Origin of the sequence: Roseovarius pacificus (genome assembly GCF_900142665.1) — a bacterium.
In the GTDB taxonomy this organism is placed as follows: Bacteria; Pseudomonadota; Alphaproteobacteria; order Rhodobacterales; family Rhodobacteraceae; genus Roseovarius; species Roseovarius pacificus.
The window spans coordinates 844,991-870,605 of sequence record NZ_FRBR01000001.1 but is presented as its reverse complement, the minus strand read 5'-3'; the positions used below and the strand labels follow the sequence as shown (position 1 = coordinate 870,605).

The window sequence follows — 25,615 nt, the reverse complement described above, 5'->3', positions numbered from 1 at the left end:
CCGAGACAAAGCCGGGGAGGGCGCAATGAGGATCACCTGTCCGCTATGCGGTGAGCGGGACCGGCGCGAATTCTATTATCAGGGCGCGGCGGTGGCCCTGACCCGGCCCGAACCGGAGGCCGGGGAGGCGGCGTGGGACGATTATATTCACAATCGCGAAAACCCGTGTGGCGTGACCCGTGACCTGTGGCATCACGAAATGGGCTGCGGTGCGTGGCTGGTGGTGATGCGCAACACGGCCACCCATGAGGTGTTGGAGGTCGAACTGGCCACGGATGCCAAGAGGACGGGCGCATGAGGATCGGCGGCGAGGGCCTGATCAACCGCGAGCGGCGGCTGAAATTCCGCTTCGACGGGCGCGAATACTGGGGATTTCAGGGCGACACGCTGGCCTCGGCGCTGATGGCCAACGGGTTGCGCGTGGTGGGGCGCTCGTTCAAGTATCACCGTCCGCGCGGCGTGTTCACGACCGGCAGCGAAGAGCCGAACGCGCTTGTCACCGTGGGCAAGGGGCCGGGGCAGGAACCCAACCTGCGCGCGACCACGCTGGAACTGTACGAGGGGCTGGAGGCGCGCAGCCAGAACGCGTGGCCGTCGGTCGATTTCGACGTGATGGGCATCAATGACCTTGCCGCGCCGTTTCTGGGGGCGGGGTTTTATTACAAGACCTTCATGTGGCCCCGGGCCTTCTGGGAACGTGTTTACGAGCCGGTGATCCGCCGCGCCGCCGGGTTGGGCGCGCTGTCGCGCGAGGCGGCGGCGGAGCGGTACGAAAAGGCCTTTGCGCATTGCGATCTTCTGGTGATTGGGGCGGGGCCTGCCGGGCTGATGGCCGCACTGGTGGCGGCGCGCGCCGGGGCGGACGTGATCCTGGCCGACGAGGAGACGCGCCCCGGCGGGCGGCTGACGCTGGAGCGGATCGAGGTGGACGGGCGTCCGGGGCATGTCTGGGCCGCGGATATCCGGGCGGAGCTGGCCGGGATGGACAATGTGCGCCTGATGCCGCGCACCAGCGTGATCGGGGCCTACGATCAGGGCACCTATGGCGCGTTGGAGCGGCTGGCCCCCGATGTGGCGGCACGGGACGGTGCTCCGCGCGAGTGTTTCTGGCGGATCGTGGCGCGGCGCGCGGTGCTGGCGGCGGGCGCGCTGGAGCGTCCTGTGGCATTCGCCAATAACGACCGGCCCGGTATCATGACGGCGGGGGCCGTGCGGGGCTATGTCAATCGCTGGCGAGTGGCACCGGGCCAGCGTGTGGCGGTGTTCGGCAATACCGACGGTGCGCATCGCACGGCGTCTGACCTACTGGCGGCGGGGGTGCATGTGGCCGCGCTGATTGACGCGCGGCACGGGGCCAAGTGCGAGTTCGACGTGCCGTTCTATCCCGGAATGCAGGTGTGCGACGCCCAGGGGCGCAAGGGGCTGGAGGCGATCACGCTGACCGGGCCGCGCGGTACGGACAGGATACAAGCGGATTGTCTGGGCATCTCGGGCGGCTGGAACCCGACGGTGCATTTGACCTGTCATATGGGCGGGCGGCCCGACTGGAACGCACAAATCGCCGGCTTCGTCCCGCGCGAGGGTGCGGTGCCGGGGTTGCGCGCCGCCGGGGCGTGCAATGGCGTGTTCTCGACGCAGGCTTGTCTGGAGAGCGGTGCGCGGGCCGCGCGGGCGGCATTGGAGGAAATGGGCCTGAGCGTGCCGGAGGTTCCGGTGCCGCGTGCCGAGGACGGGGCCTATGACATTCAGCCGCTGTGGCATGTGCCGGGCAAGGGGCGTGCGTGGCTGGATTTCCAGAATGACGTGACGGTCAAGGATGTGCAGTTGGCGGCGGCCGAAAACTTCCGCTCGGTCGAGCACATGAAGCGCTACACCACGCAAGGCATGGCCCCGGATCAGGGCAAGACCTCGAATATCGGAGCTTTGGCGGTGCTGGCCGACACCACTGGGCAGGGTATCCCGGAAACCGGCACGACCACCTATCGCCCGCCCTATACGCCGGTGGCGATTGCCGCGCTTGGTGCGGGTGGGCGGGGGCGTGGCTTTGCGCCGGAGCGGCTGACCACCTCGCACGGGGCCAGCGTACAGCGCGGCGCGGAGATGATCGAAGCCGGGCTGTGGTTTCGGCCCGGCTATTTTCCGGCCGGGGGCGAAACCCATTGGCGGCAGTCCTGCGATCGCGAGGTTCGGATGGTGCGGCAGGCGGTCGGGGTGGCGGATGTCTCGACCCTTGGCAAGATCGACATACAGGGGCCGGATGCCGGGCGTTTTCTGGATTTCGTCTATGCCAACCGGTTTTCGACGCTCAAGGTCGGGCGGGTGCGCTATGGGCTGATGTTGCGCGAGGACGGGCATGTGATGGATGACGGCACCACTGCGCGACTTGGCGAGGATCATTTCCTGATGACCACCACCACCGCGGCGGCGGGGCAGGTGATGCGGCATCTGGAGTTCGTGCATCAGTGCCTGCACCCGGAATGGGATCTGCGCTTCACTTCGGTCACCGAGCAATGGGCGCAGTTCGCGGTGGCCGGGCCCAGGGCGCGCGAGGTGCTGAACGGGGTGCTGGATGCGCCGATTGAGGGCGGGATGTGGCCGTTCATGTCATGCGGGGCGGTGGGCCTTGGCGGTGTTGCCGGGCGGCTGTTTCGTATCTCGTTCTCGGGCGAGCAGGGCTATGAGATTGCGGTGCCGGCGCGTTACGGCGCGGCGCTGTTCGACCTGCTGGTGGAGCGGGCCGAGGCTTTGGGGGGCGGCCCTTACGGGATGGAGGCGCTGAACGTGTTGCGGCTGGAAAAAGGGTTCATCACCCATGCCGAAATTCACGGGCGCACCACGGCGTTCGATATCGGGATGGGCGGAATGGTGAGCAGTGCCAGGGAGAGTATCGGCAAGGCCGCCGCCGCGCGCCCCGGATTGCTGGGCGCGGAGCGCGAGCAACTGGTGGGGCTGAAACCCGTCGGAGCGGTCAGGGAACTGGTGGCCGGGGCGCATCTGTTTGCGCGCGACGCCGAGGCGGTCAGCGCCAACGATCAGGGTTATGTCACCTCGGTCGGGTTTTCGCCGACCTTCGGGCATATGATCGGGCTGGGGTTTCTGAAAAACGGGCGCGCCCGGCATGGCGAGGTGATCCGCATGGTGGACCGCATGAAGGGGTCGCAAACCCTGTGCGAGGTGCAGGACCCGGTGCAGTATGACCCGGACGGAGGGCGGTTGCGTGATTGAACTGAGGGCGAAATCCCCGTGTGACGGCCTGCTGCCGCTGAGCATCGGCGGTGTCACCCTGTCCGAAGCCGCGCCGGGCGCGATGACCTGCCTGATGCCGTACAAGGGGCAGGCGGCGGCGCTGTCCGGGGCGTTGGAGGTTGCCTGTGGCATCGCGGCCCCTGCGCCGGGGCACAGCACCGTGTCGGATGGGGTGCGTATCCTGTGGTTTGGGCGCGAGACGCTGTTGCTGATCGGGCCGGAGCCTGCGCCGGAATTGGCGCAGCATGCGGCGGTGGTCGATCACTCCGATGCCTGGGCCGTCGTGCGGCTGGAGGGGCCGGGGGCGGTGGATGTGCTGGCGCGGCTGGTGCCGGTCGACTTGCGGGAGAGTGCGTTTGCGCCGGGCGCCACGGCGCGCAGCGAGTTGCGGCATATGCAGGCCGCGATCACCCGGCTGTCCGCAGACGCTTTCGAGATCATGGTGTTCCGCGGCATGGCGCGCACGCTGGTGCATGACCTGCGCGACGTGATGGAGAGCGTGGCGGCCCGTGCCGGTCGATAGGATATGTGTTGGATGGGAAGCCGGGCGGTGCATTCCCCGCGTCCGGCCCTTTCAATTTCGGATCACTGCATTACCTTGAGGGATCAAGTGATACGGATTCGAGGATTTTATGACACGTCTTGCCGCTTTTGCCGCCGCTTTGCTCATGGCCATGCCAGTTGCGGCGCAGGACAAGGAAGCCATGTGCGAAAAGACTGCCGATATTGTCGGCAAGGCCGTGACGTCCCGTGCTGACGGGGCGGCGGCGGAGGCCACCGTCAAGGCCGTTACCGGCACGATCGGCGATGCCGACGCGCGGTACAGGCCTGCGGTGCAGCCCATCGTGGATTGGGTTTACACCCTGCCTGAGGAACTTCTGAGCGATGAGGTGGAAGTATCCTACAAAGAGCAATGTCTGGCGCAGTAGTCCCTTGCTCAAAGGCTGGGCTTTGCCCATATACTGAGACATGAGCCTGCCCCCTGGATTTCTGGACGAACTGCGGACGCGTACCTCGCTTGCCCAAGTGGTGGGCCGCAAGGTCATGTGGGACACGCGCAAATCCAATCAGGGCAAGGGCGATCTGTGGGCGCCGTGCCCGTTCCATCACGAAAAGACCGCCAGTTTCCACGTCGATGACCGCAAGGGGTATTATTACTGCTTCGGATGTCACGCCAAGGGCGATGCGATCAGCTTTGTGCGGGAAACCGAAAATGTGGATTTCATGGAGGCCGTGCGCATTCTGGCGCAGGAGGCGGGCATGCCCATGCCCGAACGCGATCCGCAGGCGCAGCAAAAGGCCGACCGACGCACCCAACTGGCCGAAGTCATGGATATGGCCGTGGGTCATTTCCGTCTGCAATTGAAAACCGGCGCGGGGGCTGCCGCGCGCGAGTATCTGGCAGGCCGGGGGCTGGACGAGGCGGCCCTTGAGCGGTTCGAGATCGGTTTCGCCCCCGATGCGTGGCAGGGCATGTGGGACCATCTGAAGGGCAAAGGGGTCGAGGACGATCTGATCCTGGCCTGTGGGTTGGCCAAGCCCAGCCAGAAGGGCGGGCGGCCCTATGATACGTTCCGCAACCGCATCATGTTTCCCATCCGCGATCCGCGCGGGCGCTGCATCGCCTTCGGTGGCCGCGCGATGGACCCGAACGACAATGCGAAATACCTGAACTCGCCCGAGACCGAGCTGTTCGACAAATCCCGCACGCTTTATCATCACGGCCCCGCGCGCGAGGCGGCGGGCAAGGGTCAGCCGCTGATCGTGGCCGAGGGGTACATGGACGTGATCGCGCTGGCTCTGGCGGGATTCGGGGCCTCGGTTGCGCCGCTTGGCACGGCGGTGACGGAACATCAGTTGCAGATGATGTGGCGTATCGCCGACGAGCCGATCATCGCACTGGACGGCGACACGGCGGGCCTGCGTGCGGCGCATCGGGTGATCGACCTTGCGCTGCCGCTGCTGGAGGCCGGCAAATCGCTGCGGTTTGCCATCATGCCCGAGGGGCAGGACCCGGACGACCTGTTGCGCGCCAAGGGTGCCCCGGCGGTGCAGGCGGTGTTGGATGGCGCGTTGCCCATGGTGCAACTGCTGTGGCAGCGCGAAACCGAAGGCCGGGTGTTCGACAGCCCCGAGCGGCGCGCGGCGCTGGACAAGGCCCTGCGCGAAAAGATCAAGCTGATCCGCGATCCGTCGATCCGCAGCCATTACGGGCAGGCGATCAAGGATTTGCGCTGGCAGTTGTTCAACCCGCGGCGGGATAGCTTCAAGCCCGGAACGCGGGCACGCGCGGGCAAGTGGCAGCCGATCCCGACGGCTATGCCTTCGACCAAATCCTCGCTTCTGGTGGCGGCGGACGAGGCGGCGCAGACGCGTCTGCGCGAGGCGGCGATCCTGGCCTCGTTGATCTGCACGCCCGAGGTGTTCGAAGAATTCGAGAGCGCGCTTGAAGTGATGGTCTGCTCGGACCCCGAGCATGACCGTTTGCGCGAGTTGATCCTGCACCATGCCGTTGCGGGGGCCGAGACACTGCACGCCCAGATCGAGGCGGCAATGGGCCCCGAGGCCCTTGAAAACCTGCTGCGGCTGCCCCATGTCGCGCTGGCGCCGCCCGTACGCCACCCGGGCAATGCCGAGATGGCGCGTTTGACGATTGCTGCGGAACTGGCCAAATTGTCGTCCGAGCGCGGATTGAGTGCCGAAGTGAGTGAAGCGGCCGAGGATCTGGCCGGTCTGGCCGACGAGGCGGTGACATGGCGTTTGGGGCAGGCTGCCGAGGAACGCCAGCGCGCCCTGCGCAACCAGACCGAGGACCGTGTTGAATACGATCTTGCCGAGAACGGAGCGCGAATCAATCGCGATGAGCGCGAGCAGTTCGATGCACTTTTGGAGAAGATCAGTTACACCAAGCGTACGCGTTGATTGCGGTTTGGTGAGGAATAGGTAAAGAAAACAGGGTAAACGGGTTTGCGAATCACTTTGTGACGGTATTGATTCGGAATTGCGAATCGCCCGACCGCCCACTGCTCAGGAGACCTTCATGGCCGCCAAGGATAACGAAGACCAGAAGCCCGACGATCAGGAGACAGAGCTTTCTCTGGACATGAGCCAGGCTGCGGTCAAGAAGATGATCGCGGAGGCGCGTGAGAAGGGGTTCATCACTTACGATCAGCTGAACAAGGTTCTGCCGCCCGAGCAGGTCTCGTCGGAGCAGATCGAGGACGTGATGTCGATGCTCAGCGAGATGGGCATCAACATCATCGAGGATGACGAGGCCGAAGAGGAAGAGCAGAAATCCACCGCGGTTGCCGAAGTGGGGCGCCGGGGCGAGCTGACGCTCGGCTCGGGCAAGGAAGAGAAGCTGGATCGCACCGACGATCCGGTGCGCATGTACCTGCGCGAGATGGGCAGCGTCGAGTTGCTGAGCCGCGAGGGCGAGATCGCCATCGCCAAGCGGATCGAGGCCGGGCGCAACACCATGATCGCGGGGCTGTGCGAAAGCCCGCTGACCTTCCAGGCGATCACCATCTGGCGGGACGAACTTCTGGGCGAGGACATCCTGCTGCGCGATGTGATCGACCTCGAGACGACCTTTGGCAACCAGATGGGCGAGGACGGGGACGACGAGGCGCAGCCGGTTGTCGAGGCGGCCAATGTGTCCAACGCGCCGGGCAGCAAGGGCAAGGGCGACGACCAGCCCGAGCTGGACGCCGACGGCAACCCCATCGCCAAGGACGATGACGACGACGAGGACGACGAACAGGCCAACATGAGCCTCGCGGCCATGGAGGCGGCGCTGAAGCCGCGCGTTCTGGAAACGCTGGACCGGATCGCCGACGATTATGAAATGCTGAGCGAAATGCAGGACAGCCGCATTTCGGCCACGCTGAACGAGGACGGCTCGTTCAGCGACAAGCAGGAAGCGACCTATCAGAAGCTGCGCTCGGAAATCGTGGAACTGGTGAACTCGCTGCACCTGCACAACAACCGGATCGAGGCGCTGATCGACCAGCTGTACGGCATCAACCGCCGGATCATGCAGATCGACAGCGCCATGGTGAAGCTGGCCGATCAGGCCCGGATCAACCGCCGCGAGTTCATCGACGAATACCGGGGCCGCGAACTGGACCCCAACTGGCTGGAGGATATGGCGCAAAAGTCCGGTCGCGGCTGGCAGATGTTCATGGAGCGCAGCCCCGAAAAGGTGGCCGAACTGCGCGCCGACATGGCGCAGGTGGGCCAGTATGTGGGCCTCGATATCAGCGAATTCCGTCGCATCGTCGCGCAGGTTCAGAAGGGCGAGAAAGAGGCCCGCCTGGCCAAGAAGGAAATGGTCGAGGCCAACCTGCGGCTGGTGATTTCGATTGCCAAGAAATACACGAACCGCGGCCTGCAATTCCTTGATCTCATTCAGGAAGGTAACATCGGCCTGATGAAGGCGGTGGACAAGTTCGAGTATCGCCGGGGCTACAAGTTCAGCACCTACGCGACATGGTGGATCCGTCAGGCGATCACCCGCTCGATTGCCGATCAGGCGCGCACCATCCGTATTCCGGTGCACATGATCGAGACCATCAACAAGCTGGTGCGCACGGGCCGCCAGATGCTGCACGAGATCGGCCGCGAACCCACCCCCGAGGAACTGGCCGAAAAGCTGCAAATGCCGCTGGAAAAGGTTCGCAAGGTGATGAAGATCGCCAAGGAACCGATTTCGCTGGAGACCCCCATCGGGGACGAGGAAGACAGCCAGCTTGGCGATTTCATCGAGGACAAGAACGTGGTCCTGCCGCTGGACAGCGCCATTCAGGACAACCTCAAGGAAACCACGACGCGGGTTCTGTCATCGCTGACCCCGCGCGAGGAGCGGGTGCTGCGGATGCGCTTTGGCATCGGGATGAACACCGACCATACGCTGGAGGAAGTGGGCCAGCAGTTCAGCGTGACCCGCGAACGTATCCGCCAGATCGAGGCCAAGGCGCTGCGCAAGCTGAAACACCCCAGCCGGAGCCGGAAGCTGCGGAGTTTCCTGGATCAGTAACCGGGCCGTCGGACGGTTTGAAAGGGTCGCGCATGGCGCGGCCCTTTTTCGTTCGCGTTTCGTACAAAACGTACGAAGTGTACGCGGGTTTTGTACGAAACTCGGGGCGATCCGGTGGAGGTGTCTCCATGATGGACGCAATGGACGGTTTCGGTGGGTTTTGGGGGCGGAGTCTGCGCGCGGGTTGTTAACCGGCGGGCGGATGGGGCAGGGGTGCGGGCGCTTTTGAAGGGTCGGGTAAACAGGGCGCGCGGTGGGTAATCGTGAACAGGGCGTGCGGGGGGGTGGGGTGTGGCTGGTTTTTCGCCCGGTCTGTGCGGTCGCTTAACCGTTTCTGGTGCAGAGCCGGGTATCGCTGGGCCGCGGTGCGGCGATCCTTCCTGTGGGCAGTGGCACTTTATGGTAGCCAAATCATGAAATGGTCAGAGCGTGGCGCTTACATCAGACAAATCGCCGTGCCGGGGGGCGGCCCGGCGATGCGCGGCGGCCTGCGGCCGCTGTTTCGCGCTTGGGAGAAAGGCTCCAATGCGCTCGATCCGAACAATCGTCGGACATGGTGTCGATGGCAACAATACGGGACATACCGGACCTTGCCCTTGCCCGGACTCAAGGCGCGCTTTGCGCGCCGCCGGGCATCGCCCGACCGCCCCCCGGGCGGGCCCGGCCCGGCCCGCAAGGTCGGCTTCGGGCGCAACGCAAGAGCGATAAGCCACGCCTCGCCTGAGGCGTGCGGCGGGCCGGGTTGTTCCCCTTGCGCCGGAGGGCGCTTTGGCGCAGCGTAGTGTCATGCAAACCAGTTTCACCATTCCGACGCGGGGGGCGGCGCTCTATGAGATCACCGATCAGGTGACTGGCTGGGTGCGCCAGATGCAGGTGCAGCAGGGGCTGCTGACGCTGTTCATCCGCCATAGCTCGGCCAGTTTGCTGATACAGGAAAACGCCGACCCGGATGTGCGGCGCGATCTGATGGCCTATTTCAGCCGTCTGGTGCCGCGCGGCGACGATCCGTCGATGTCTTACCTGACCCATACGCTGGAAGGGCACGATGACATGCCGGCCCATATCAAGGCGGCCTTGTTGCCGGTCAGCCTGCAAATTCCGGTGGCGCATGGCCGCCCCGTGCTGGGCCAGTGGCAGGGGATTTACGTGGTTGAGCATCGCGATGCCCCGCATCGCCGGCAGGTGGCCGCGCATATCTCGGAGAGCCACAATCCGCAGTGGCCGCCATGAGGGCGGTTTGCGCAGTTGTCGCGGTGCTGGGCCTGTGGGCCGCGCCGGTCCGGGCCGGTTGCCCGGTGGGGCAGGAGCTGTTTCTGCGCTGCGATATCGCCGGGGGCGGCAAGGCGGTGGAACTCTGCCATAACGAGCGGAGGCTGAACTATCGGTTCGGACCCAAGGGCGGCGCGCCGGAACTGGCGCTGAGCCTGCAGTTTGGCGAGGGGGCCGACCATGAGCCGTGGCCGGGCATCGGGCGCACCATCTGGGAGGTGATGCGGCTGCGCAACAATGATGTGGTCTATGAGGTCTATGCCGGGATCGACAAGATCGACGCGGTGGAGCCGGGGCCGCCCGACGGGCTGTTCGGCGGGATCGTCGTGCACCGGGACGGTGTTGGCGAGATCGCGCATTTGCGGTGCCGTGCGGGAACGGTGGAGTACGTGTACTAGGTTTCGGAGATTTCCCGGATCGCTTGCGATCCGGTTCGCGCCCGACCCCGCCCCTGGCGTTGTTCTGTTTCGGGGCTGCCGGGATATATGGGGTCGGGCGTGCTGCATCGAACGATTTTCGCCGGATTTTCAGGCCGGTGGCCTCATGATCTGGGGGCTGCATTTCCCCCCTACACAATTGATAGAGGGTGTCCTATAGTGCCTGTGGATAAGTGGGCTTTCAGACCCACGACCGAGAGGCAGATGAAGAAAAGGGGAACGGCCGATGCGCTGCCCGTTTTGCGGAAATATCGATACCCAGGTAAAGGATTCACGGCCCGCCGAGGATCATGTTTCGATCAGGCGGCGGCGCTTCTGCCCGGCCTGCGGCGGGCGGTTCACCACCTATGAGCGCGTGCAGTTGCGCGATCTGGTGGTGGTCAAGAGCAATGGGCGGCGCGAGGATTTCGACCGTGACAAGCTGGAGCGGTCAATCCGGATCGCCTTGCAGAAACGCCCGGTCGAGCCGGAGCGGATCGAGCAGATGATTTCCGGCATCGTGCGGCGGCTGGAAAGCATGGGCGAGACGGACATTCCGTCGAAAACCGTGGGCGAGATCGTGATGGAGAGCCTCGCGCGGATCGACACCGTGGCCTATGTGCGCTTTGCCAGCGTCTACAAGAACTTCCAAGCGGCGGACGATTTCGACAAGTTCGTGAGCGAATTGCGCCCGGACGAGGCGATCGCCGAAGCCAAGCAATCGGACGAGTGAGCGGCGCCGGCGACGCCCGCTTCATGGCCCTGGCGCTGGCGCTGGGGCGGCGGGGGCAGGGCCAGTGCTGGCCCAACCCGGCGGTGGGCTGTGTGATCGTCAAGGACGGGCGGATCGTCGGGCGCGGCTGGACCGCGCCGGGCGGGCGGCCCCATGCCGAGCCGCAGGCGCTGGCGCGGGCCGGTGCGGCAGCGCGCGGCGCGACGGTTTATGTCAGCCTTGAACCCTGTGCGCATCACGGCGAGACCCCGCCCTGCGCCGATGCCCTGATCGGGGCCGGTGTGGCGCGGGTGGTCGCGCCGGTGCCGGACAGCGACCCAAGGGTGTCGGGCAAGGGGTTCGAGCGGCTGCGCGCGGCGGGGATCGAGGTGACGACAGGTGTCTGCGCCGAGCAGGCGATGGCCGATCTGGGCGGGTTCCTGCGCCGCGAAAGCGGCGGGCGGCCGCATCTGACGCTGAAACTGGCCACCTCGTTCGACGGGCGGATCGCCACGGCGACGGGGCACAGCCAGTGGATCACCGGCCCGGCGGCGCGGCACATGGTGCATGGGCTGCGGGCGCGTCACGATGCGGTGATGGTAGGCGCGGGCACGGCGCGGGCGGATGATCCGATGCTGACGGTGCGCGGACATGGCGCGGTGCGCCAGCCGGTGCGGGTGGTCGTGTCGCGGCGGCTGGACCTGCCGCTGATGTCGCAACTGGCGCGCAGTGCGCAGGAGGTGCCGCTATGGCTGTGCCACGGGCCGGACCCCGATGACGTGCTGGCCGAGGCGTGGGACGGTGTCGGGGCGAGCCGGATCGCCTGCGATCTGGTGGGGCAGCAACTGGATATCGCCTCGGTTCTGGAAAACCTTGGCGACTGCGGGCTGACGCGGATTTTCTGCGAGGGCGGCGGTGGATTGGCGGCATCGCTGTTGCAGGCGGGGCTGGTGGACGAGCTGGTGGGATTCACCGCCGGGCTGGCCATCGGGGCCGAGGGCCTGCCGGGGATCGGCGCGCTGGGGCTGGAGCGGCTGGAGGCCGCGCATCGGTTCCGTCTGGCCGAGACGCGTGCGGTGGGTGGCGACGTGATGCATCGCTGGCTGCGGGACTGATCGCCGGAACGGCGGGCCGGTCACGTTCCCAGGCGCGGGGCGTAAAGCCGGGCAAGGGAGTCTTCGATGGTGCGGGCGTGGCGTTGCAACTGGCCGAGCAGTTCGGCGCGGCGCGCGGGCTGCATGCGGCTTTCGATAGCGGCCAGAGACAGGGCTCCGGCGATGGCCCCGTCCGAGCGGCGCAGCACCACGCCGAGACCCCATGAATCGGGATAGATCAGGCCGGGATTGAGCGCGAACCCGTTTTCGCGGGTTATGGCGATGTGCTTGCGCAGCGCGTCCTGAGAGAATTCGGGATAGTCGCTGGCCAGTACGGCCGCGTTGGCATCGAGCACGGCCTCGACCTCGGGGTCGGGCAGGGCGGACAGCATCGCCAGCGAGCCGGCGCCGACCCCCAGGGGGTGGAGTTGGCCGGTGGTCAGCGCATGGGTGCGAATGGGATAGGAGCCCTCTTCGCGGTGCAGGCACAGGGACGAGTGGCCGCGCCTGACCGAGACGAAGGCCGCATCGCCGGTATCGCGGGCCAGACGGGTCAGGGATTGCGAGCAATGTTCGAGAATTCCGTGGCGCTGGGCCGCGAATGTGCCGAGGATATAGGCCTCTTCGCCAAGGAAATACCTGCGGGTGCCGGCATTCTGTTCGACCATGCGGCCGCGCATCAGGGCCAGCAGAAGCCGCCGCACGGTGGGTTTGTTGAGCGCCGTTTCCCCGACCAGTTCCGCAAGGCTGACCCCGTCGGTCGAATGGCGGCCCACGGCGCTGAGCACGGCCAGCGCACGGTCCACGGTCTGGGCCCCGGCGGCCTTGGGTGCGTCGAGAGATATCCCGTCGTGTTCCATTATGTGGACCAGCCTTGTGCCCTGCGTTTGGTGGATTTTTCAATTTTCCTGATATCTTTGAGGTTTAGGAAAACTTTTCAAGGTTTTATTTCTCTTGTTGGAAATAATATTCCATTATATGGATCACGGGGTGCCGATTGTTGCGGTGCATATCTTACCCGGCATGGGGTGATAGTTTGGGAGGACTACATGACAATTTTGAACTTCGGAAAATCCGCGCTGGCATGCATGCTGGCGGGCGGTCTCATGGTTGGCGGTGCGGCTGCGGAAACCCTGCGCCTGTCGCATAATACCGGCGACACGACGACATGGCACAAGGGCGCCGAGAAATTCGCGGAACTGATTTCGGACGCCACGGGCGGCGATATCAGCGTGCGTGTGTTCCCCAACGCGCAGCTTTCGGGCGGTGACCAGATGCGCCAGGCGGAAATGGTCGGGCGCGGCGCGCTGGACCTTGTGGTGACCTCGGCGATCAACGTGACCCCCCTGGTACCTGAAATGGCGGTTTTCTCGCTGCCTTACATGTATTCGACCTACGATCAGGTCGATGCCACCACGCAGGGCGCGCCGGGTGAGATTCTGGCCGAGATCCTCGGGGAAAAGGGAATTGTCGTTCTGGCATGGGGCGAGAACGGGTTCCGCGAGATCACCAACAACATTCGCCCGATCAAAACGCCCGACGACATGAAGGGCCTGAACATGCGGGTCGCCGGCCCGATGTATATCGACGTGATGAATGCGCTTGGCGCGAACCCCCAGCAGATGCAGTGGGGCGAGACGATGACGGCCCTGCAACAGGGTGTCGTGGACGGGCAGGAAAACCCCATCGGTGCGGTGATCATTCCGCAGCAGGTTTACGAGGTGCAGAAGTACCTGACGACCTGGCATTATTCCTATGACCCGATCTTTGTCGGCATCAGCGAGCAGAAATGGAACAGCTACGATGCCGAAACGCAGGAAAAGCTGCGCGCGGCAGCGCAGGAGGCGATGACCTACCAGCGTGAAATCTCGCGCGAGGCCACCGAAAGCGGGATCGCGTTCCTGGAGGAAAAGGGCATGGAAGTCTATCAGCCCTCCGCCGAGGAACTGGCGGCCTTCAAGACCGCGACCAAACCCGCCTATGACGAATGGGCGGCCAAGGTCGGCGACGAGATCGTCAAGGCCTTCGAGGATGCGATCGCGGCGACCAACTGAGCCTGACCTGAACCAGGCGCGCCCGGATCATCCGGGCGCGTCTTTTTGCACGGCTTCAATCAATTGGCGGGAGGGGTGATGTCTTTCATTCTGCGCGAGGCGGAAAAGATCATCTGTGCGGTGCTTTTCCTGTCCATGACCTTTCTCGGGTTTGCCAATGTCGTCGTGCGATACGGCACGAATTATTCGCTGGCCGTGACCGAGGAACTTCTGACCAACGGGTTTTTGTTGCTGACGGTGTTCGGCGCTGCGGTGGCCGCGCGGCGGGGCGAGCATCTGGCGGTGACGCTGGTGCACGACCTGTTGCCGCCGGTGCTGCAACGTGCGGTCTTTCTGCTGTCCCTGGTGCTGTCGCTGAGCCTTCTGGCGCTGTCGGCGTGGTTTTCGTGGCAGTCCGTGGCCAACCTGATCAGCAACGGCATGCGCTCTTACGGGTTGGGCATTCCGGCGTGGTATTACCAGATCGCGGTGCCGTTCGGTTTCGGGCTGATCCTGATCCGGTATCTCCAACATGCGGTCGATGTCATGCGCGGCGCGCCGGACGATGAGGTTATTCCCGATGTTTGACCTGTTTCCGTCCGTGCCCGCGGGCACCGAGATGATCATCCTGTTTTTCATCCTGATCGCCCTTCGGGTTCCGGTGGCCTTTTCGCTGGGCCTGTCGGCGATGTATGCCATGTGGCAGATCGGGTTCGGTCTGGAACTGGCGGGCGATCTGATCGCGACCGGGGTGTCGAAATTCTCGCTTCTGGCGATTCCGTTCTTCATTCTGGCCGGGACGCTCATGGGGTCGCTCGGGATCGCCGAACGCATGATCCGGTTCTTCCGGGTGCTGGTGGGCAGCACGCCCGGCGGCATGGGCGTCGTGGGTACGGTGGTCTGCCTGTTCTGGGGGGCGGTCAGCGGATCGGGCCCGGCCTCGGTTGCGGCCATCGGGCCGATGATCATCAAGGGGATGGAAGAGGACGGGTATTCGCGCGCCTATGCGGCGGGGCTTGTCTGTGCCGGGGCGGCGCTGTCCATCGTGATCCCGCCGTCGATCGGGCTGGTGATCTATGGCGTCATTGCCGAAACCTCGATTTCCAGGCTGTTTCTGGCGGCGATCCTGCCCGGCCTGTTCATGGGCGTGATGATGCTGCTGACGCTGCCGTTTGCCAAGGCGCGCGGGACCGAGGCGCTGGATGCGTTGTTTCCGATGCCGCATGCCGACAAACCCTATCCGGTTCGGTTGTGGATTTCGTTCAAGGACAGTTTCTGGGGGCTGATGACCCCGGTGGTGATTTTGGGCGGTATCTATTCGGGCGTTTTCACCCCGACCGAGGCGGCGCTGGTGGCCACGGTCTATGCGCTGGCGGTGGGGTGGCTGGCCTATGGCACGCTGACGATACGGGGCCTTTACGACAGCCTGACGGACGCGGCGGCATCCTCGGCCACGGTGATGCTGGTCGTGGCCTATGCCAGCCTGTTCGGCTGGGTGGTGACGGTCGAGGACCTGATCGGCACTTATTCCGGCGCGCTGCTGGGGCTGAGCGGGAACGAGATGGTGATCCTTCTGGTGATCATGCTGATCCTGCTTGTCGCGGGCATGTTCATGGATGCGGTGACGGTGATGTTCATTTCCCTGCCGATCTTCCTGCCGGTGGTGCGGGAACTGGGGTGGGACCCTGTCTGGTTCGGGGTGCTGGTGATGGTGAACCTTGCCATCGGGCTGATCACGCCGCCGGTGGGTATCAACCTCTATGTCGCGGCGAACGTGACGCGCATGTCCATCGAAAAGGTGGCGCGCGGTGCCTTGCCGTTTCTGGTGGTGTGCTTGCTGGGGCTGGCGGTGATCGGGCTTTATCCGCAGCTGTCCTTGGTTCTGCTGGGGCAGCCGCAGTAAGGGGCCGATCTCAGCGCCAGAGCCAGGACTGGCTGGCGAAAACCCCCTGAAGTTTCGACAAGGCCCGGTTTGCGGGGCCGCGCCGGGGCAGGGTGCCCTTGGCCAGACGGTCGGCCACGATCTCGACCGGGCAGGGCTGTCCGGTGAGCGGATCGCGGTAGCGCGGGTAGTCGATCAGCGTGGCATGGACCAGACCGGCCAGCGTGGGACGGGCGGCGCGGCGGGCCGGGGGGTCCCCCAGATCGCGCGTCAGGCCCCAGCCGGCATAGAAGGGCGCGCCGGTGGTGGTGACGGGCAGCCCGCGCAAGAGCGCCTCGAACCCCATGAGCGAGGTCATGGTCCAGACCTCCTGCACCTCGCCTAAAAGATGCGCGGGATCGGTGCCGGGCAGCACCATGTCGGCGAGTCCGTGCAGGGCCTCGGGCGGGATCGCGCCGGGGCGCAGCCCGGCTTCGACATCGGGGTGGGGTTTGTAGAGGATCACAGCGCCGGGATGTTCGGCGCGCACCTTTTGCAGAAGCGCGAGATTGGTCGCGATCTCGCCCGCGCCGAGGCGGATCGAGGCGTCGTTTTCGACCTGACCGGGGACGAGGATGCGATGGCCGTCAGGCAGCGCGGGGGTGGCGCCGCCGAGGTTGTATTTGCTGAGCCCCGCCCCTGTCAGCGTGGCGATCAGGGCCGTGGCGCGGCGGTGCTGATCGGGGCGCAGGGCGGCGCGCTGTGCGATCAGGTGTTCAAGGCGGCTGGGGCGTGTGGGATCGTAGTAGATGCCCAGATCGTCGCAGACCAGCGACAGCGGCGGCACCAGCTCGGCCCCCAGACCGCGCGAGCGCAGGAAGCCGTCTTCGACACGGGTGGCGTCGTCGTCCGGCGTGGCATGGCTGGCCCAGATCATGCGGCGGCGGCCGGTGCGGGTGGCCAGGTCGGTTGCGGCTTGGGGGGTGGCGCGAAAACATACGGGTTTGCCGGACTGGCCGAAGACCCCTTGCAGCGGTTTGCGTTTCCACAGGCGCATGCCCGAGGCGACCCAGCCGGTGCGATCCTCGCGCCAGGCGCGGCTTTGGGCGGTGAGCGTGTCGATGACCTGTTCGATCTGGCACAGCCTGTCCCGGTAGGGATCGTACCATGTAGGGTAAAGGATCATCGCGGCGGCGAAGAGCTGTGCGCGGCTGAGTTGGCGGCCCCGGCGCGGCAGGGGTTTGGGATTGCGATCCTCGGTCAGGCCCCAGCCGGCATAGAAGGGCTGGCCGAAGACGCGGGGGCGGTGCCCGGCAAAGATCGCCTCGAACCCCAGTTGCGAACTGACGGTATAGACCCCCACCGCGCCGTCGAGCAGCGCCCAGGGGCTGACCGGATCGCTGAACAGGGACACTCGTTCGGTTTCGTCCGAGGCGGTGAAATAGCCCTGCCGGTGGCCCGCCACGGTTTCGGGGTGGGTCTTGATCAGGATACGTGCGCCGGGGTGTTCCTCCTGCGCGTAATACAGCATCTCGCGGAAGCTGTTGGCATCCGCCGCGCCGTGGGCGACGGAGGCATCGCCGCGGGTCTGGTCGATCACCAGAACATAGCCCGGATCGGGGCAGGGCATGGCCGGGTTGAAGGCGTTGTACTTGCTCAGATGCGATTCTTGCAGGCGGGCGATGGCGGCGCGGGCACGGTCCATCAGCGGTGTGTCGTCCAGCGGATGGGTGGCCAGCAGGGTTTCCAGATCGGAGGGGGCGGAGCTGTCGAAATGCACGCCGGTGCGGTCGATCAGCAGGCCCAGCGGTGGCTCTCCGGAGCGGCCCGGATGCAAGGAGCGCAGGAACGCGTCCTCGAGACGGATCAGGCCCGCGCCGCTGCGTTCGGCCATGTGTTCGCCGCGATGGGCATAGGGGCTGCGGCCCCAGACGGCGATCAGGTCGTCCGCGCCGGGACGGCCAAGGCGCAGGCTGTACCCGGCCAGGTCCATGATGCGGCGCAGGCGGCGCTGGCGCAGGAACCCGGCGTTGAAATAGAAAACCCGCCGCGGGCCGGTGGGCTCCGCGGCGGGGTCGGGCGCGACAGGCGCCTGCATCAGTTGCCGCTGAAGGCGTCGGCCGAGGTGGCGGCGGAACTGACCGCGCCAAGCGTGCCGGTCAGGGCCGAGATCACCTTGCTCCACTGGGCGAAGGGGGCTTCGGTCACGTAGATCGTGTCATCGTCGCGGATCGCGAAGTCACGCGCCATGAACATGCCGTTGGGCTTGGTCAGGTCCAGCACATAGACCATGCGTTGTGCGCCCTGAAGGTCGTTGCGGCCCAGCACCTGATTGGCGATGTCCGCCGGTTCGTTGCGCATCACGAAAACGCCCGTGGGGTCCGAGGCGTTGGGGTTGAGGCCGCCGACCTGGGCCAGCGCCTCGACCGCGCTGAGGGTTTGGGTCTTGAACGGAACGCGGGCCTGCGCGCCGGTGGCGCCAAGCGTGGTGAAGGCGCGCGTATCCTGTTCGACAAGGATGCGGTCGCCGCCGCGCAGGGCGATATCGAAGGAGGGGTCTTCGTACAGGTCCTGGAACCAGACCTTGCTGCGCTGGTTGCCGCGGATCACGGTGATCAGGGCGATTTCGGGTTCGATTGCGATGCCCCCGGCGGCGGCCAGCATGGCCGACAGCGTGCGGGTGGGCCGTTCGATCGGGTAGACGCCCTGACCGCTCACGGAGCCGACGATGGAAACCGTCGCGCCATCCCCGGCGAGGCGGCGGACCTCGACCTGGGGGTCGGGGGTTTGTTCGTCGAGCTTGGAGGTGATGATCCGGCGGATACCGTCGGGCGTGTTGTCGGCGGCACGGATGCGCCCGGCATAGGGGACGAAGATGAAGCCCGAGCCATCGACCTGCACCTCTTGCAGAACGGTCTGATTGGCGGTTTCCCCGGCCAACAGGCCGTCATCCACGTTTTCCCAGATGGTCAGCCCCAGCACGTCGCCGGGGCGGATGGTGTCCGATCCGAGACGCCCGGCATTGCGGAAGGTTTCGGAAAAGCCGAGCGCCGGTTGCACGGCCGTGGCGCGCGTGACGCGGTCGTTCACGGTGACGATAAAGGCATCGCCCTCCCGTTGCACGGAACCGGCATAGATTTCACGTTTGCTCGGGCCGACGCGCGGCAATACCCCACAGGACGCAACCAGGGATACAACGACAAATGCTGCGATGGGTTTGGCCCATCCGCTGTTTTGGGGTTTCACTGTTCGGTCTCCTCGACCTGTTATTGTTCTGCCTCGGTATTTTTCCCGCAACCTAACGGAATCCGGTCGAAAAATCCAGCGGTTCGCGCAGGCGCGCTCAGTTCACGATGTGCAACTGTTGCCGCGGTGCCGCGGTGCCCGAACGCAGGGCATCGTAGGGGTCTTCGCCGGCCAGCATCATATCGACGGCCTGACGCAGCAATTGCCGCCGTCCGCGCGCCGAGTAAAACCCGCCCGCGACCTGGCTGGTTTCCAGAAGGAAGCGGCGGTAATCGGTATAGGCGCGCCGGTCGGGGCGTTCGGCCCCGGCGAAGAATTCGGGCAGGGGTTTTTGCGACACGAATTCGGGCTTGGCATAGACGGCGGCCCCGAAGGTGCGCAGGGGGATGCCGCGCCACAGCACCTGCTGACCGGCGGTGGAATTGACGGTGACGGCGCTGCGCGCCTCGTCCAGCAGTTGCGCCAGCTTGCCCCCGCGCACGTAATGCACCCGGTCGGGCACGCCGTGGGCGCGCGACAGGCGGCGCAGCTCGCGCCGGATGGGGGCGCGCCCGTCTTCGAGCGGATGGGCCTTGACCACGAGGTGGTGATGCGGCGGCGCACCGGCGGCGAAGCCTTCGATCACGCATTCGAGGAATTCGGTCATCGTGGAAAAGGGCGAATGCGCCTGAAACGAGGAGTCGTGTTCGAGTTGCAGCAGTGCGAGGTGGTAGGGGAACCCGCCATGGCGCACGCGCAGGGTGGCGAGGCGCCGTTCGAGGGCCTGGGCTGGCATCAGCAGCAGGCGGCGCAGGTACAGCTGGAATTCCTTGCCGACGCCGAGGGCGCGGTGGGGGCGGAAATTGCGGTAGCGGCGGTTCGGCAGCAGGACGAAGCCGTGATAGAGCGCGCCGTAAAAGACGTGCTGGCGCATGTCGCCCCAACTGGCCGGGGGCAGGGCGGTGTCCATATCGGAGTTTTCCAGCGCCTCGCGCATGTCCGGCACGGTCATGCCCATCAGGCGCGAATGCCCGTTCGAGCCGCCCCGTTCATAGGTGACCCAGTAGGGGCGCAGATACCCTTCCTCATAGACATGGATGCGCAGGCCCGCGTTGCGGGCGATTTCCACGGCCTGCGCGTGGATGGGTCGGGTATCGCCGTACAGCACGAGGTCGGTGACGCCCTTGTCGGCCAGCAGCCGGGCGAAGGTGGCGGGCCAGTTTTGTGGTGTGTCCTGAAAGGCGATATAGCTGCGCCGGTCGGGCCAGAACACCCGGTCCCCGGCATTGAAACCCACGCGCCAGACGGTGGCCCCGGCGCGCGTGAGCATCCGCCCGAGCCGATGGAAAAAGGGCCCGTGCGGCCCTTGCAAAAACAGAAATGTCCGCCCGCTGCCTGTCATTGAAATCGCACCTTACGCGTCAAACCGTTACCCGTTGCTTACCGTTAGCGTATATTCCCGGCAAAAATAAGTCCCGTCCGGGGCGCGGCGATACCTTGTCACGGGGGCGTGGCGGGGCTAACTCGGACAGGGAGCAACCGGAGGTCAGCCATGTTTACAGGGATCATCACCGATGTCGGGCGCGTGCGCCGGTTGGACAAGCGCGGCGATCTGCGGGCGCGGATCGGCACCGCCTATGACATGGACAGCGTCGAGATCGGGGCCTCTATTGCCTGCGACGGGGTGTGTCTGACGGTGGTGGACAAGGGCGCGGACTGGTTCGACGTGGATATCAGCGCCGAGACCGTTTCGAAAACCAACCTCGATGCCTGGACCGGGGAGCGCCGCATCAATCTTGAACGCGCGCTGAAGGTGGGCGACGAGCTGGGCGGGCATATCGTGTCGGGCCATGTCGACGGTGTGGCCGAGGTGGTGGCCATTCGCGACGAGGGCGACAGCACCCGCGTGACCCTGCGCGCGCCAAAGACGCTGGCGCGGTTCATCGCGCCCAAGGGATCGGTCGCGCTGAACGGGACATCGCTGACGGTGAACGAGGTGGACGGGTGCGATTTCGGGATCAACTTCATCCCGCACACCAAGGAGGCCACCACCTGGGGCGGCGTTGCGGTGGGGGATCGGGTGAATCTCGAAATCGACACGCTGGCGCGCTATGTCGCGCGGTTGAGGGATTTCGCCTGACGGTCAGGCCGTGTCGCGGATGACGAGCCGCCGCGACAGGCGCCAGAAGATCGCGGCCAGCGCGATGGCCAGATAGCCATCGACGGCATAGTGCCATGCAAGATGAACCGACCCCAGGAAGATCGTTACGGCGAAAGCGGTCAGTGCCCAGCCGACCGGGCGGGACAAGGTGAAGCCATAGAAGGCCATGAGAGTGGCGGTGGTCACATGCATCGAGGGCATGGCCGAGATGCCGCGCACGCTACCGCCCGTCTGGTATCCGTCCAGCAACATGTCCTGCACGCGCAGCGCCCAGACGGGACTGATCTCGTTCAGGCTGTGTAGCATCTGCATTTGCTGTTTGAACGTGTCGCCGAAGCCGAAGGCGGCGTAGTAGACCGGGCCGACCGACGAAAAGGTTGTTGCCAGCAGGTTGGCCGCGACGATCCAGGCCATGACCATCGACAGCAGGAACATGCGGTGACCGGGCGCGTCGGTACGTCCGAAGGCGGCAATGAAGACCAAGAAGTAAAGTATAGGAAGCCAGGCGTGATAGGCGGCGTTGAGTGCGCTTGTCACGAACGGGGTGGCGAGAACGGGTGCAAGCAGGCGCCATACGTCCTGGCCCCCATGGAGGACCCGGTCGAGCTGGGCGAAGGCGGGGTCCCAGGAAAAGGGCCGGATCAGCGGGATCATGTCCTTGAGGAAGGAGGCCGTGCCGACAACGAAGCCGATGATGACGAGAGCGATTATCCCGCTCAGAAGCCGTTCGGCATCCAGGAGGATGGATTTGATATCGGTGAACAAGCGGCGCAGCGGATAGGCGGGCCGGATCACGGTGGCGATCCAGGTCAGTCGTCCGATCCCGAGCATCAGGATGAAGACCGGCACCATCGACTTGAAGAGGGTCAGCAGCAGGGGCACCATGGCCGAGTAGAACGGCTGACCCAGGAACCGGGAAACGGCGAAAGCGGCCAGGAAATGCAGTACTGCGAGGCCCAGCAGGACGCGGTTGAGCCAGAACGCCCGGACCACAACGCCCTGCCATGCCGTAGCAATATTGACCTGAAGTTCCATTCACGGACTCCGCATATAGAATCGAACAGTCACACGGGGTGCGTATGGCAGGCGATCTTGACCGGGCATCGGCGTGAATGGGTCGATTTCGCGGCAAAGGTGCGTGCACGATACCGATGTGCGGTTTCATGGGGCCACCGGGTGGCTGATAAGCAACCTGGATGCGGCGGCGATCGACCCGCCCGGTATCGCCCATGCCTATCCCGATCATATCCGGGGTGTTCGCGACAACTTGGACGAGGTGCTTCTGCCGGATGCCGAATACCTGATCGGCGAGACCAAATGGCCATTGGATACAGGACGGCATGTGGTGGTGCCGCGCCTGACGATGATGGATATGCCGGCGCGCTGTGTCGCGCGGTTGCACGAAAGGCTGTAGGGTCAGGTGGTTTTGACGGGCTCGGACGGAGCGTTCACAAGGCGGGTCAGTTTCTGGCCCAGCCACCACGACCCCAGCGCGACGGGGATGGCCAGATACCCGTCCACCGCGTAATGCCATGCAAGGTGAACCGACCCGATCATGATGATCGCGGTAAAGCCCACCATCAGCCAGCCGGCCCAGCGGCGCCATGTGAACAGGTAGCATGTCATGAGCACGGTCGTGGCCACATGCATGCTGGGCATGGCCGAGATTCCCTTGATCGCGCCACCCATGTGATGCGCTTCGAGCAGTCTTTCCTGCACGCGCAGCGACCAGACGGGGCTGACCTCGTTGAAGCGGTAGAGCATGTCCATCAGGGGCACGTAATCCGTCCCGAACCCCATTTCCCGGTAATAGACCGGCCCCGCCGAGGATAGGAGCGTGGCCAGAATGTTGCCCCCGAAGACGAAGCAGATCACCACGGCGAACAGGAACGCGGTGCTCCGGGCGCGCGAGTGGCGGTCATAGCAGGCCATGAACACCAGAAAATACATCAGGAAAAACCAGAAATGGTAGGCGGCGTTCAGGGCCGTGGTGGCCAGCGGTGTGCCGAACAGCGGATAAAGCCATTCATGCGGGGCCCGGCCAAAATGCAGGATGCGGTCGAGATCGGCAAAATAGCTGTCCCAGACGAAGGGCTGGAAATAGGTGATCTTGTCCTTGGCGAAATTGAAGGTGCTGAAAAAGAACACTATCGCGATCAAGGCAAGGGTGCCGTTCAGGACTTTGTCGCCGTCCGTTATGTTGAGCCGGAGATCGCCAACAAAGCGTTGAATGGGGCGTCGGGGGCGGACGACAATTGCAAGGTATACAAAATGCCAGAGAAACAGGATCAGCAGGAAAGACGGTGTCAGGGTAAGGCCCACGGTCGTCAGGCCGGCCATGGCACGGGTGGACAGGGGGTGTCCGGCCACCAGACCGATCGCGCTGACCGCGAGGATGTAGAGACCCACGATCAGACACAGCATACGAGTCCGGCCGAGGTATCGTGAGGTCCGGGCCTGATCGTTGTAAAAGCTCGTTGCACTCATGGTCCGGGACTTTCTGCCTCACGCGGTAGATCACTTGCAGGCAACATCAGTGGGGTTCTGGGCGTGGGTAGGACGCAATTCTGGCGATTAAGGGGCGTTGGCGCGGGATTTCGGTGGAAATCATATTCACGAAACGTATTGCGTAAATGTCAGCGCGCCCTATCCTTGGGCGGAAACCAAGGGAGGCTATTCATGACTGTGCTGAAACCGACGCGTCGCGATCTTCTGAAGATGGCCGCCGCGGCGCCCGCTTTTGCAATGCCGGCTGCCGTGCGGGCGGAACTGGGCGTGCCGCAGGGCGAGAATCCGCCGCATTTCCGTTTTTCGGTGGGGGATGCGCGCATCACCATCGTGTCGGACGGGTTTTTCCGCCTGCCGACCAGCGGCCTGGGGGTGAATGCCGATCCCGCCGAGGTGCAGGCCTTTCTGAAGCGGCATTTCCTGTCGCCCGAACTGGGCTATTCGCATACCAACCATCTGTATGTCGAGATCGGCGATGCGAAGGTGCTGGTCGATGTCGGCTCGGGCAACCGGTTCATGGAAACCACGGGGCGGCTGATGAGCAATCTGGATGCCGCCGGGATCGACCCGTTCGGGATCACCCATGTGGTGATCACCCATGCGCATCCCGATCATATCTGGGGCATTCGCGACGATTTCGACGAGGCGCTTCTGCCCGATGCCGAATACCTGCTCGGCGAGGCCGAACATGGCTACTGGATGCAGGACGGGCTGGTGGATCGCGTTCCCGCCGAAGACCAGCAATTCGTGCTGGGGGCGGTCAATTCGATCAATGTGGACGGTGCGGAATGGACGCTGGTGCAGGACGGGCACGAGGTGGTGCCGGGCCTGACGATGATCGACACGCCGGGCCATACGCCGGGGCACATGAGCCTGCGGGTGGACAGCGGCGACAAATCATTGATCGCGCTGGGCGATTCCATGAGCCATGCCTATACGAATTTCGCCCATCCCGACTGGTATAACGGGTTCGATGCCGATGGCGATCAGACGGTGGCGACCCGCAAGCGGCTGCTGGATATGGCCGCCGAGGACGGGATCGCCGTTCTGGGCTATCACTTCCCGTTCCCCGGCGTGGGCCATGTGCAGCGCGACGGGGATCAGTATCGCTTCATCCCCGCGCTCTGGCAGTTCGAAACCTGAGCGTGCGGCCCTGTGCGGGGCCGGATCAGCGGGGCACTGCCGCGCGGTAGAGATACCATGTGGCGTGCCCCAGAACCGGCAGCACGACGATCAGCCCGAGGAAAAACGGCAGCGTTCCCAAGAGCATGAGGGTGGCCACGATCAGCCCCCAGGTGGCGACGGTGGCGGGGTTCCTGCGCATGACCGCGACCGAGGTCATGACGGCGACAGGCAGGCCGACGCGCTGGTCGATGAGCATGGGAAGGGTCGTCAGGCTGGCGACCAGCACCAGCGCGGCAAAGACGAAGCCCACGCCCATGCCGAGCCCGACCATCAGCCAGCCGGGGCCGGTGGTGAGCACCTCGATTGCGAAATCGGTGGCGCTGGCGGGGGCGCCGGGGCCGAGCGTCCAGTTGTAAATCAGTACCGCGGCAAGCATCCACAGCAGGAACAGTCCCAGCAGGTAGACCCCCATCACGAAGACCGGGCCGATATTGCGCGCCCGAAGCACCGAGAGCGCCGCCGTCCAGCCGACATCCTCGCGCTGCTCGCCCTGACGGCTCATTTCATAGAGGCCGATGGCGGCGATAGGCCCAAGCAGCAGGAAACCCGCGCCGAGCGGGAACAGCATCGGCAGCAGGGCCTGATGGAAGGCCAGAACGGCAAGGCAGATGCCGATCACGGGATAGATCAGCACGAGAAACATCACGTCGCTGCGGAAGCGGGCGAAATCGGCATAGCCCTTGCGCAGCGCCGCGCGCAGGTCGTCGCGGGTGATCTGGCGTACTTCGGGCGGTTCGATGACCTCGCTTCCCAGTGCGGATGTCGCATCGCCCACAGCGTGGCCGGCATTGGAAAGGCCCTGGGCGGCCCATGACAGTGGATTTCCGATTGTCCTGACCATTTGGTCCCTCCTGTTTCTGGCCGGTC

General features: G+C 65.0%; 23 protein-coding genes. 16 read left to right on the top strand and 7 right to left on the bottom strand.

The genetic code is table 11. The features are described 5' to 3' along the window. Positions 1–25: 25 nt before the first annotated feature. From BUB53_RS04160 to ribD, 10 genes are all read left to right on the top strand, one after another. Positions 26–298: a sarcosine oxidase subunit delta gene (locus tag BUB53_RS04160; protein WP_073033022.1), complete on the top strand. Its 273-nt coding sequence runs from the start codon at positions 26–28 to the stop codon at positions 296–298. Beyond that, the gene (locus BUB53_RS04155; protein ID WP_073033020.1) at positions 295–3,225 is read left to right on the top strand and encodes a sarcosine oxidase subunit alpha family protein; all 2,931 of its coding nucleotides are present in this window, start codon (positions 295–297) and stop codon (positions 3,223–3,225) included. Before BUB53_RS04160 ends, BUB53_RS04155 begins: the two co-directional genes overlap by 4 nt. Beyond that, positions 3,218–3,769, top strand: coding sequence for a sarcosine oxidase subunit gamma (locus BUB53_RS04150; protein WP_073033720.1), 552 nt, complete (start codon positions 3,218–3,220; stop codon positions 3,767–3,769). Before BUB53_RS04155 ends, BUB53_RS04150 begins: the two co-directional genes overlap by 8 nt. A gap of 109 nt (positions 3,770–3,878) precedes the next feature. Beyond that, a complete protein-coding gene (locus tag BUB53_RS04145; RefSeq protein WP_073033018.1) occupies positions 3,879–4,175 on the top strand; it encodes a hypothetical protein in 297 nt (98 codons plus the stop codon). A gap of 40 nt (positions 4,176–4,215) precedes the next feature. Further along, the gene (gene dnaG, locus BUB53_RS04140) at positions 4,216–6,168 is read left to right on the top strand and encodes a DNA primase (RefSeq protein WP_073033016.1); all 1,953 of its coding nucleotides are present in this window, start codon (positions 4,216–4,218) and stop codon (positions 6,166–6,168) included. Between the two features lie 118 nt (positions 6,169–6,286). Beyond that, positions 6,287–8,284, top strand: a complete 1,998-nt coding sequence (rpoD, locus tag BUB53_RS04135; protein ID WP_073033014.1) for an RNA polymerase sigma factor RpoD — start codon at positions 6,287–6,289, stop codon at positions 8,282–8,284. A gap of 786 nt (positions 8,285–9,070) precedes the next feature. After that, positions 9,071–9,514 carry a secondary thiamine-phosphate synthase enzyme YjbQ gene (locus BUB53_RS04130; RefSeq protein ID WP_073033012.1) on the top strand — a complete coding sequence of 148 codons (444 nt, stop codon included), beginning with the start codon at positions 9,071–9,073 and terminating at the stop codon, positions 9,512–9,514. Continuing rightward, entirely contained in the window at positions 9,511–9,951 is a 441-nt protein-coding gene (locus BUB53_RS04125; protein WP_073033010.1) for a hypothetical protein, read from the top strand. The genes BUB53_RS04130 and BUB53_RS04125 overlap by 4 nt, the downstream gene beginning before the upstream one ends. 265 nt (positions 9,952–10,216) lie before the next feature. Beyond that, entirely contained in the window at positions 10,217–10,702 is a 486-nt protein-coding gene (gene nrdR, locus BUB53_RS04120) for a transcriptional regulator NrdR (protein ID WP_073033007.1), read from the top strand. A 23-nt stretch (positions 10,703–10,725) separates the two neighbouring features. Continuing rightward, on the top strand, positions 10,726–11,796 hold the full coding sequence (ribD, locus tag BUB53_RS04115; RefSeq protein WP_073033719.1) for a bifunctional diaminohydroxyphosphoribosylaminopyrimidine deaminase/5-amino-6-(5-phosphoribosylamino)uracil reductase RibD: 1,071 nt from the start codon (positions 10,726–10,728) through the stop codon (positions 11,794–11,796). Between the two features lie 20 nt (positions 11,797–11,816). Here the strand turns inward: ribD and BUB53_RS04110 are convergent, their stop codons facing one another. Next, positions 11,817–12,635 carry an IclR family transcriptional regulator gene (locus tag BUB53_RS04110; protein WP_073033005.1) on the bottom strand — a complete coding sequence of 273 codons (819 nt, stop codon included), beginning with the start codon at positions 12,633–12,635 and terminating at the stop codon, positions 11,817–11,819. A gap of 189 nt (positions 12,636–12,824) precedes the next feature. On the opposite strand from BUB53_RS04110, the gene BUB53_RS04105 reads away from it, so the two are divergent. From BUB53_RS04105 to BUB53_RS04095, 3 genes are all read left to right on the top strand, one after another. Further along, positions 12,825–13,829, top strand: a complete 1,005-nt coding sequence (locus BUB53_RS04105) for a DctP family TRAP transporter solute-binding subunit (RefSeq protein WP_073033003.1) — start codon at positions 12,825–12,827, stop codon at positions 13,827–13,829. Between the two features lie 78 nt (positions 13,830–13,907). After that, complete coding sequence (locus BUB53_RS04100; protein WP_073033001.1) at positions 13,908–14,396, top strand: TRAP transporter small permease; 489 nt, start codon at positions 13,908–13,910, stop codon at positions 14,394–14,396. After that, the gene (locus tag BUB53_RS04095) at positions 14,389–15,711 is read left to right on the top strand and encodes a TRAP transporter large permease (protein WP_073032999.1); all 1,323 of its coding nucleotides are present in this window, start codon (positions 14,389–14,391) and stop codon (positions 15,709–15,711) included. Before BUB53_RS04100 ends, BUB53_RS04095 begins: the two co-directional genes overlap by 8 nt. A 10-nt stretch (positions 15,712–15,721) precedes the next feature. On the opposite strand, the gene BUB53_RS04090 is transcribed toward BUB53_RS04095, so the two are convergent. The 3 genes from BUB53_RS04090 to BUB53_RS04080 form a co-directional block, all read right to left on the bottom strand. Next, complete coding sequence (locus BUB53_RS04090; protein ID WP_073032997.1) at positions 15,722–17,767, bottom strand: capsular polysaccharide biosynthesis protein; 2,046 nt, start codon at positions 17,765–17,767, stop codon at positions 15,722–15,724. Beyond that, positions 17,767–18,915 (bottom strand): polysaccharide biosynthesis/export family protein, encoded by a 1,149-nt coding sequence (locus tag BUB53_RS04085; protein ID WP_073032995.1) that lies wholly within the window; start codon positions 18,913–18,915, stop codon positions 17,767–17,769. The genes BUB53_RS04090 and BUB53_RS04085 overlap by 1 nt, the downstream gene beginning before the upstream one ends. 97 nt (positions 18,916–19,012) lie before the next feature. Then, the gene (locus tag BUB53_RS04080; protein ID WP_073032993.1) at positions 19,013–20,296 is read right to left on the bottom strand and encodes a capsule biosynthesis protein; all 1,284 of its coding nucleotides are present in this window, start codon (positions 20,294–20,296) and stop codon (positions 19,013–19,015) included. Between the two features lie 150 nt (positions 20,297–20,446). On the opposite strand from BUB53_RS04080, the gene BUB53_RS04075 reads away from it, so the two are divergent. Then, the gene (locus tag BUB53_RS04075; protein WP_073032991.1) at positions 20,447–21,034 is read left to right on the top strand and encodes a riboflavin synthase; all 588 of its coding nucleotides are present in this window, start codon (positions 20,447–20,449) and stop codon (positions 21,032–21,034) included. Between the two features lie 3 nt (positions 21,035–21,037). On the opposite strand, the gene BUB53_RS04070 is transcribed toward BUB53_RS04075, so the two are convergent. Next, positions 21,038–22,090 carry a phosphatase PAP2 family protein gene (locus BUB53_RS04070; protein ID WP_073032989.1) on the bottom strand — a complete coding sequence of 351 codons (1,053 nt, stop codon included), beginning with the start codon at positions 22,088–22,090 and terminating at the stop codon, positions 21,038–21,040. Between the two features lie 103 nt (positions 22,091–22,193). Here BUB53_RS04070 and BUB53_RS04065 point away from each other — a divergent pair, with 103 nt between their 5' ends. Further along, complete coding sequence (locus BUB53_RS04065; RefSeq protein ID WP_073032987.1) at positions 22,194–22,469, top strand: MBL fold metallo-hydrolase; 276 nt, start codon at positions 22,194–22,196, stop codon at positions 22,467–22,469. A gap of 2 nt (positions 22,470–22,471) precedes the next feature. Here the strand turns inward: BUB53_RS04065 and BUB53_RS04060 are convergent, their stop codons facing one another. Further along, positions 22,472–23,542, bottom strand: a complete 1,071-nt coding sequence (locus tag BUB53_RS04060; RefSeq protein ID WP_084728855.1) for a phosphatase PAP2 family protein — start codon at positions 23,540–23,542, stop codon at positions 22,472–22,474. A gap of 192 nt (positions 23,543–23,734) precedes the next feature. Between BUB53_RS04060 and BUB53_RS04055 the strand changes: the two genes are divergently transcribed. Next, entirely contained in the window at positions 23,735–24,706 is a 972-nt protein-coding gene (locus BUB53_RS04055) for an MBL fold metallo-hydrolase (RefSeq protein ID WP_073032985.1), read from the top strand. Positions 24,707–24,731: 25 nt separating this feature from the next. Here the strand turns inward: BUB53_RS04055 and BUB53_RS04050 are convergent, their stop codons facing one another. Further along, positions 24,732–25,589, bottom strand: a complete 858-nt coding sequence (locus BUB53_RS04050) for a DUF2189 domain-containing protein (RefSeq protein WP_073032983.1) — start codon at positions 25,587–25,589, stop codon at positions 24,732–24,734. Between the last annotated feature and the right edge of the window lie 26 nt (positions 25,590–25,615).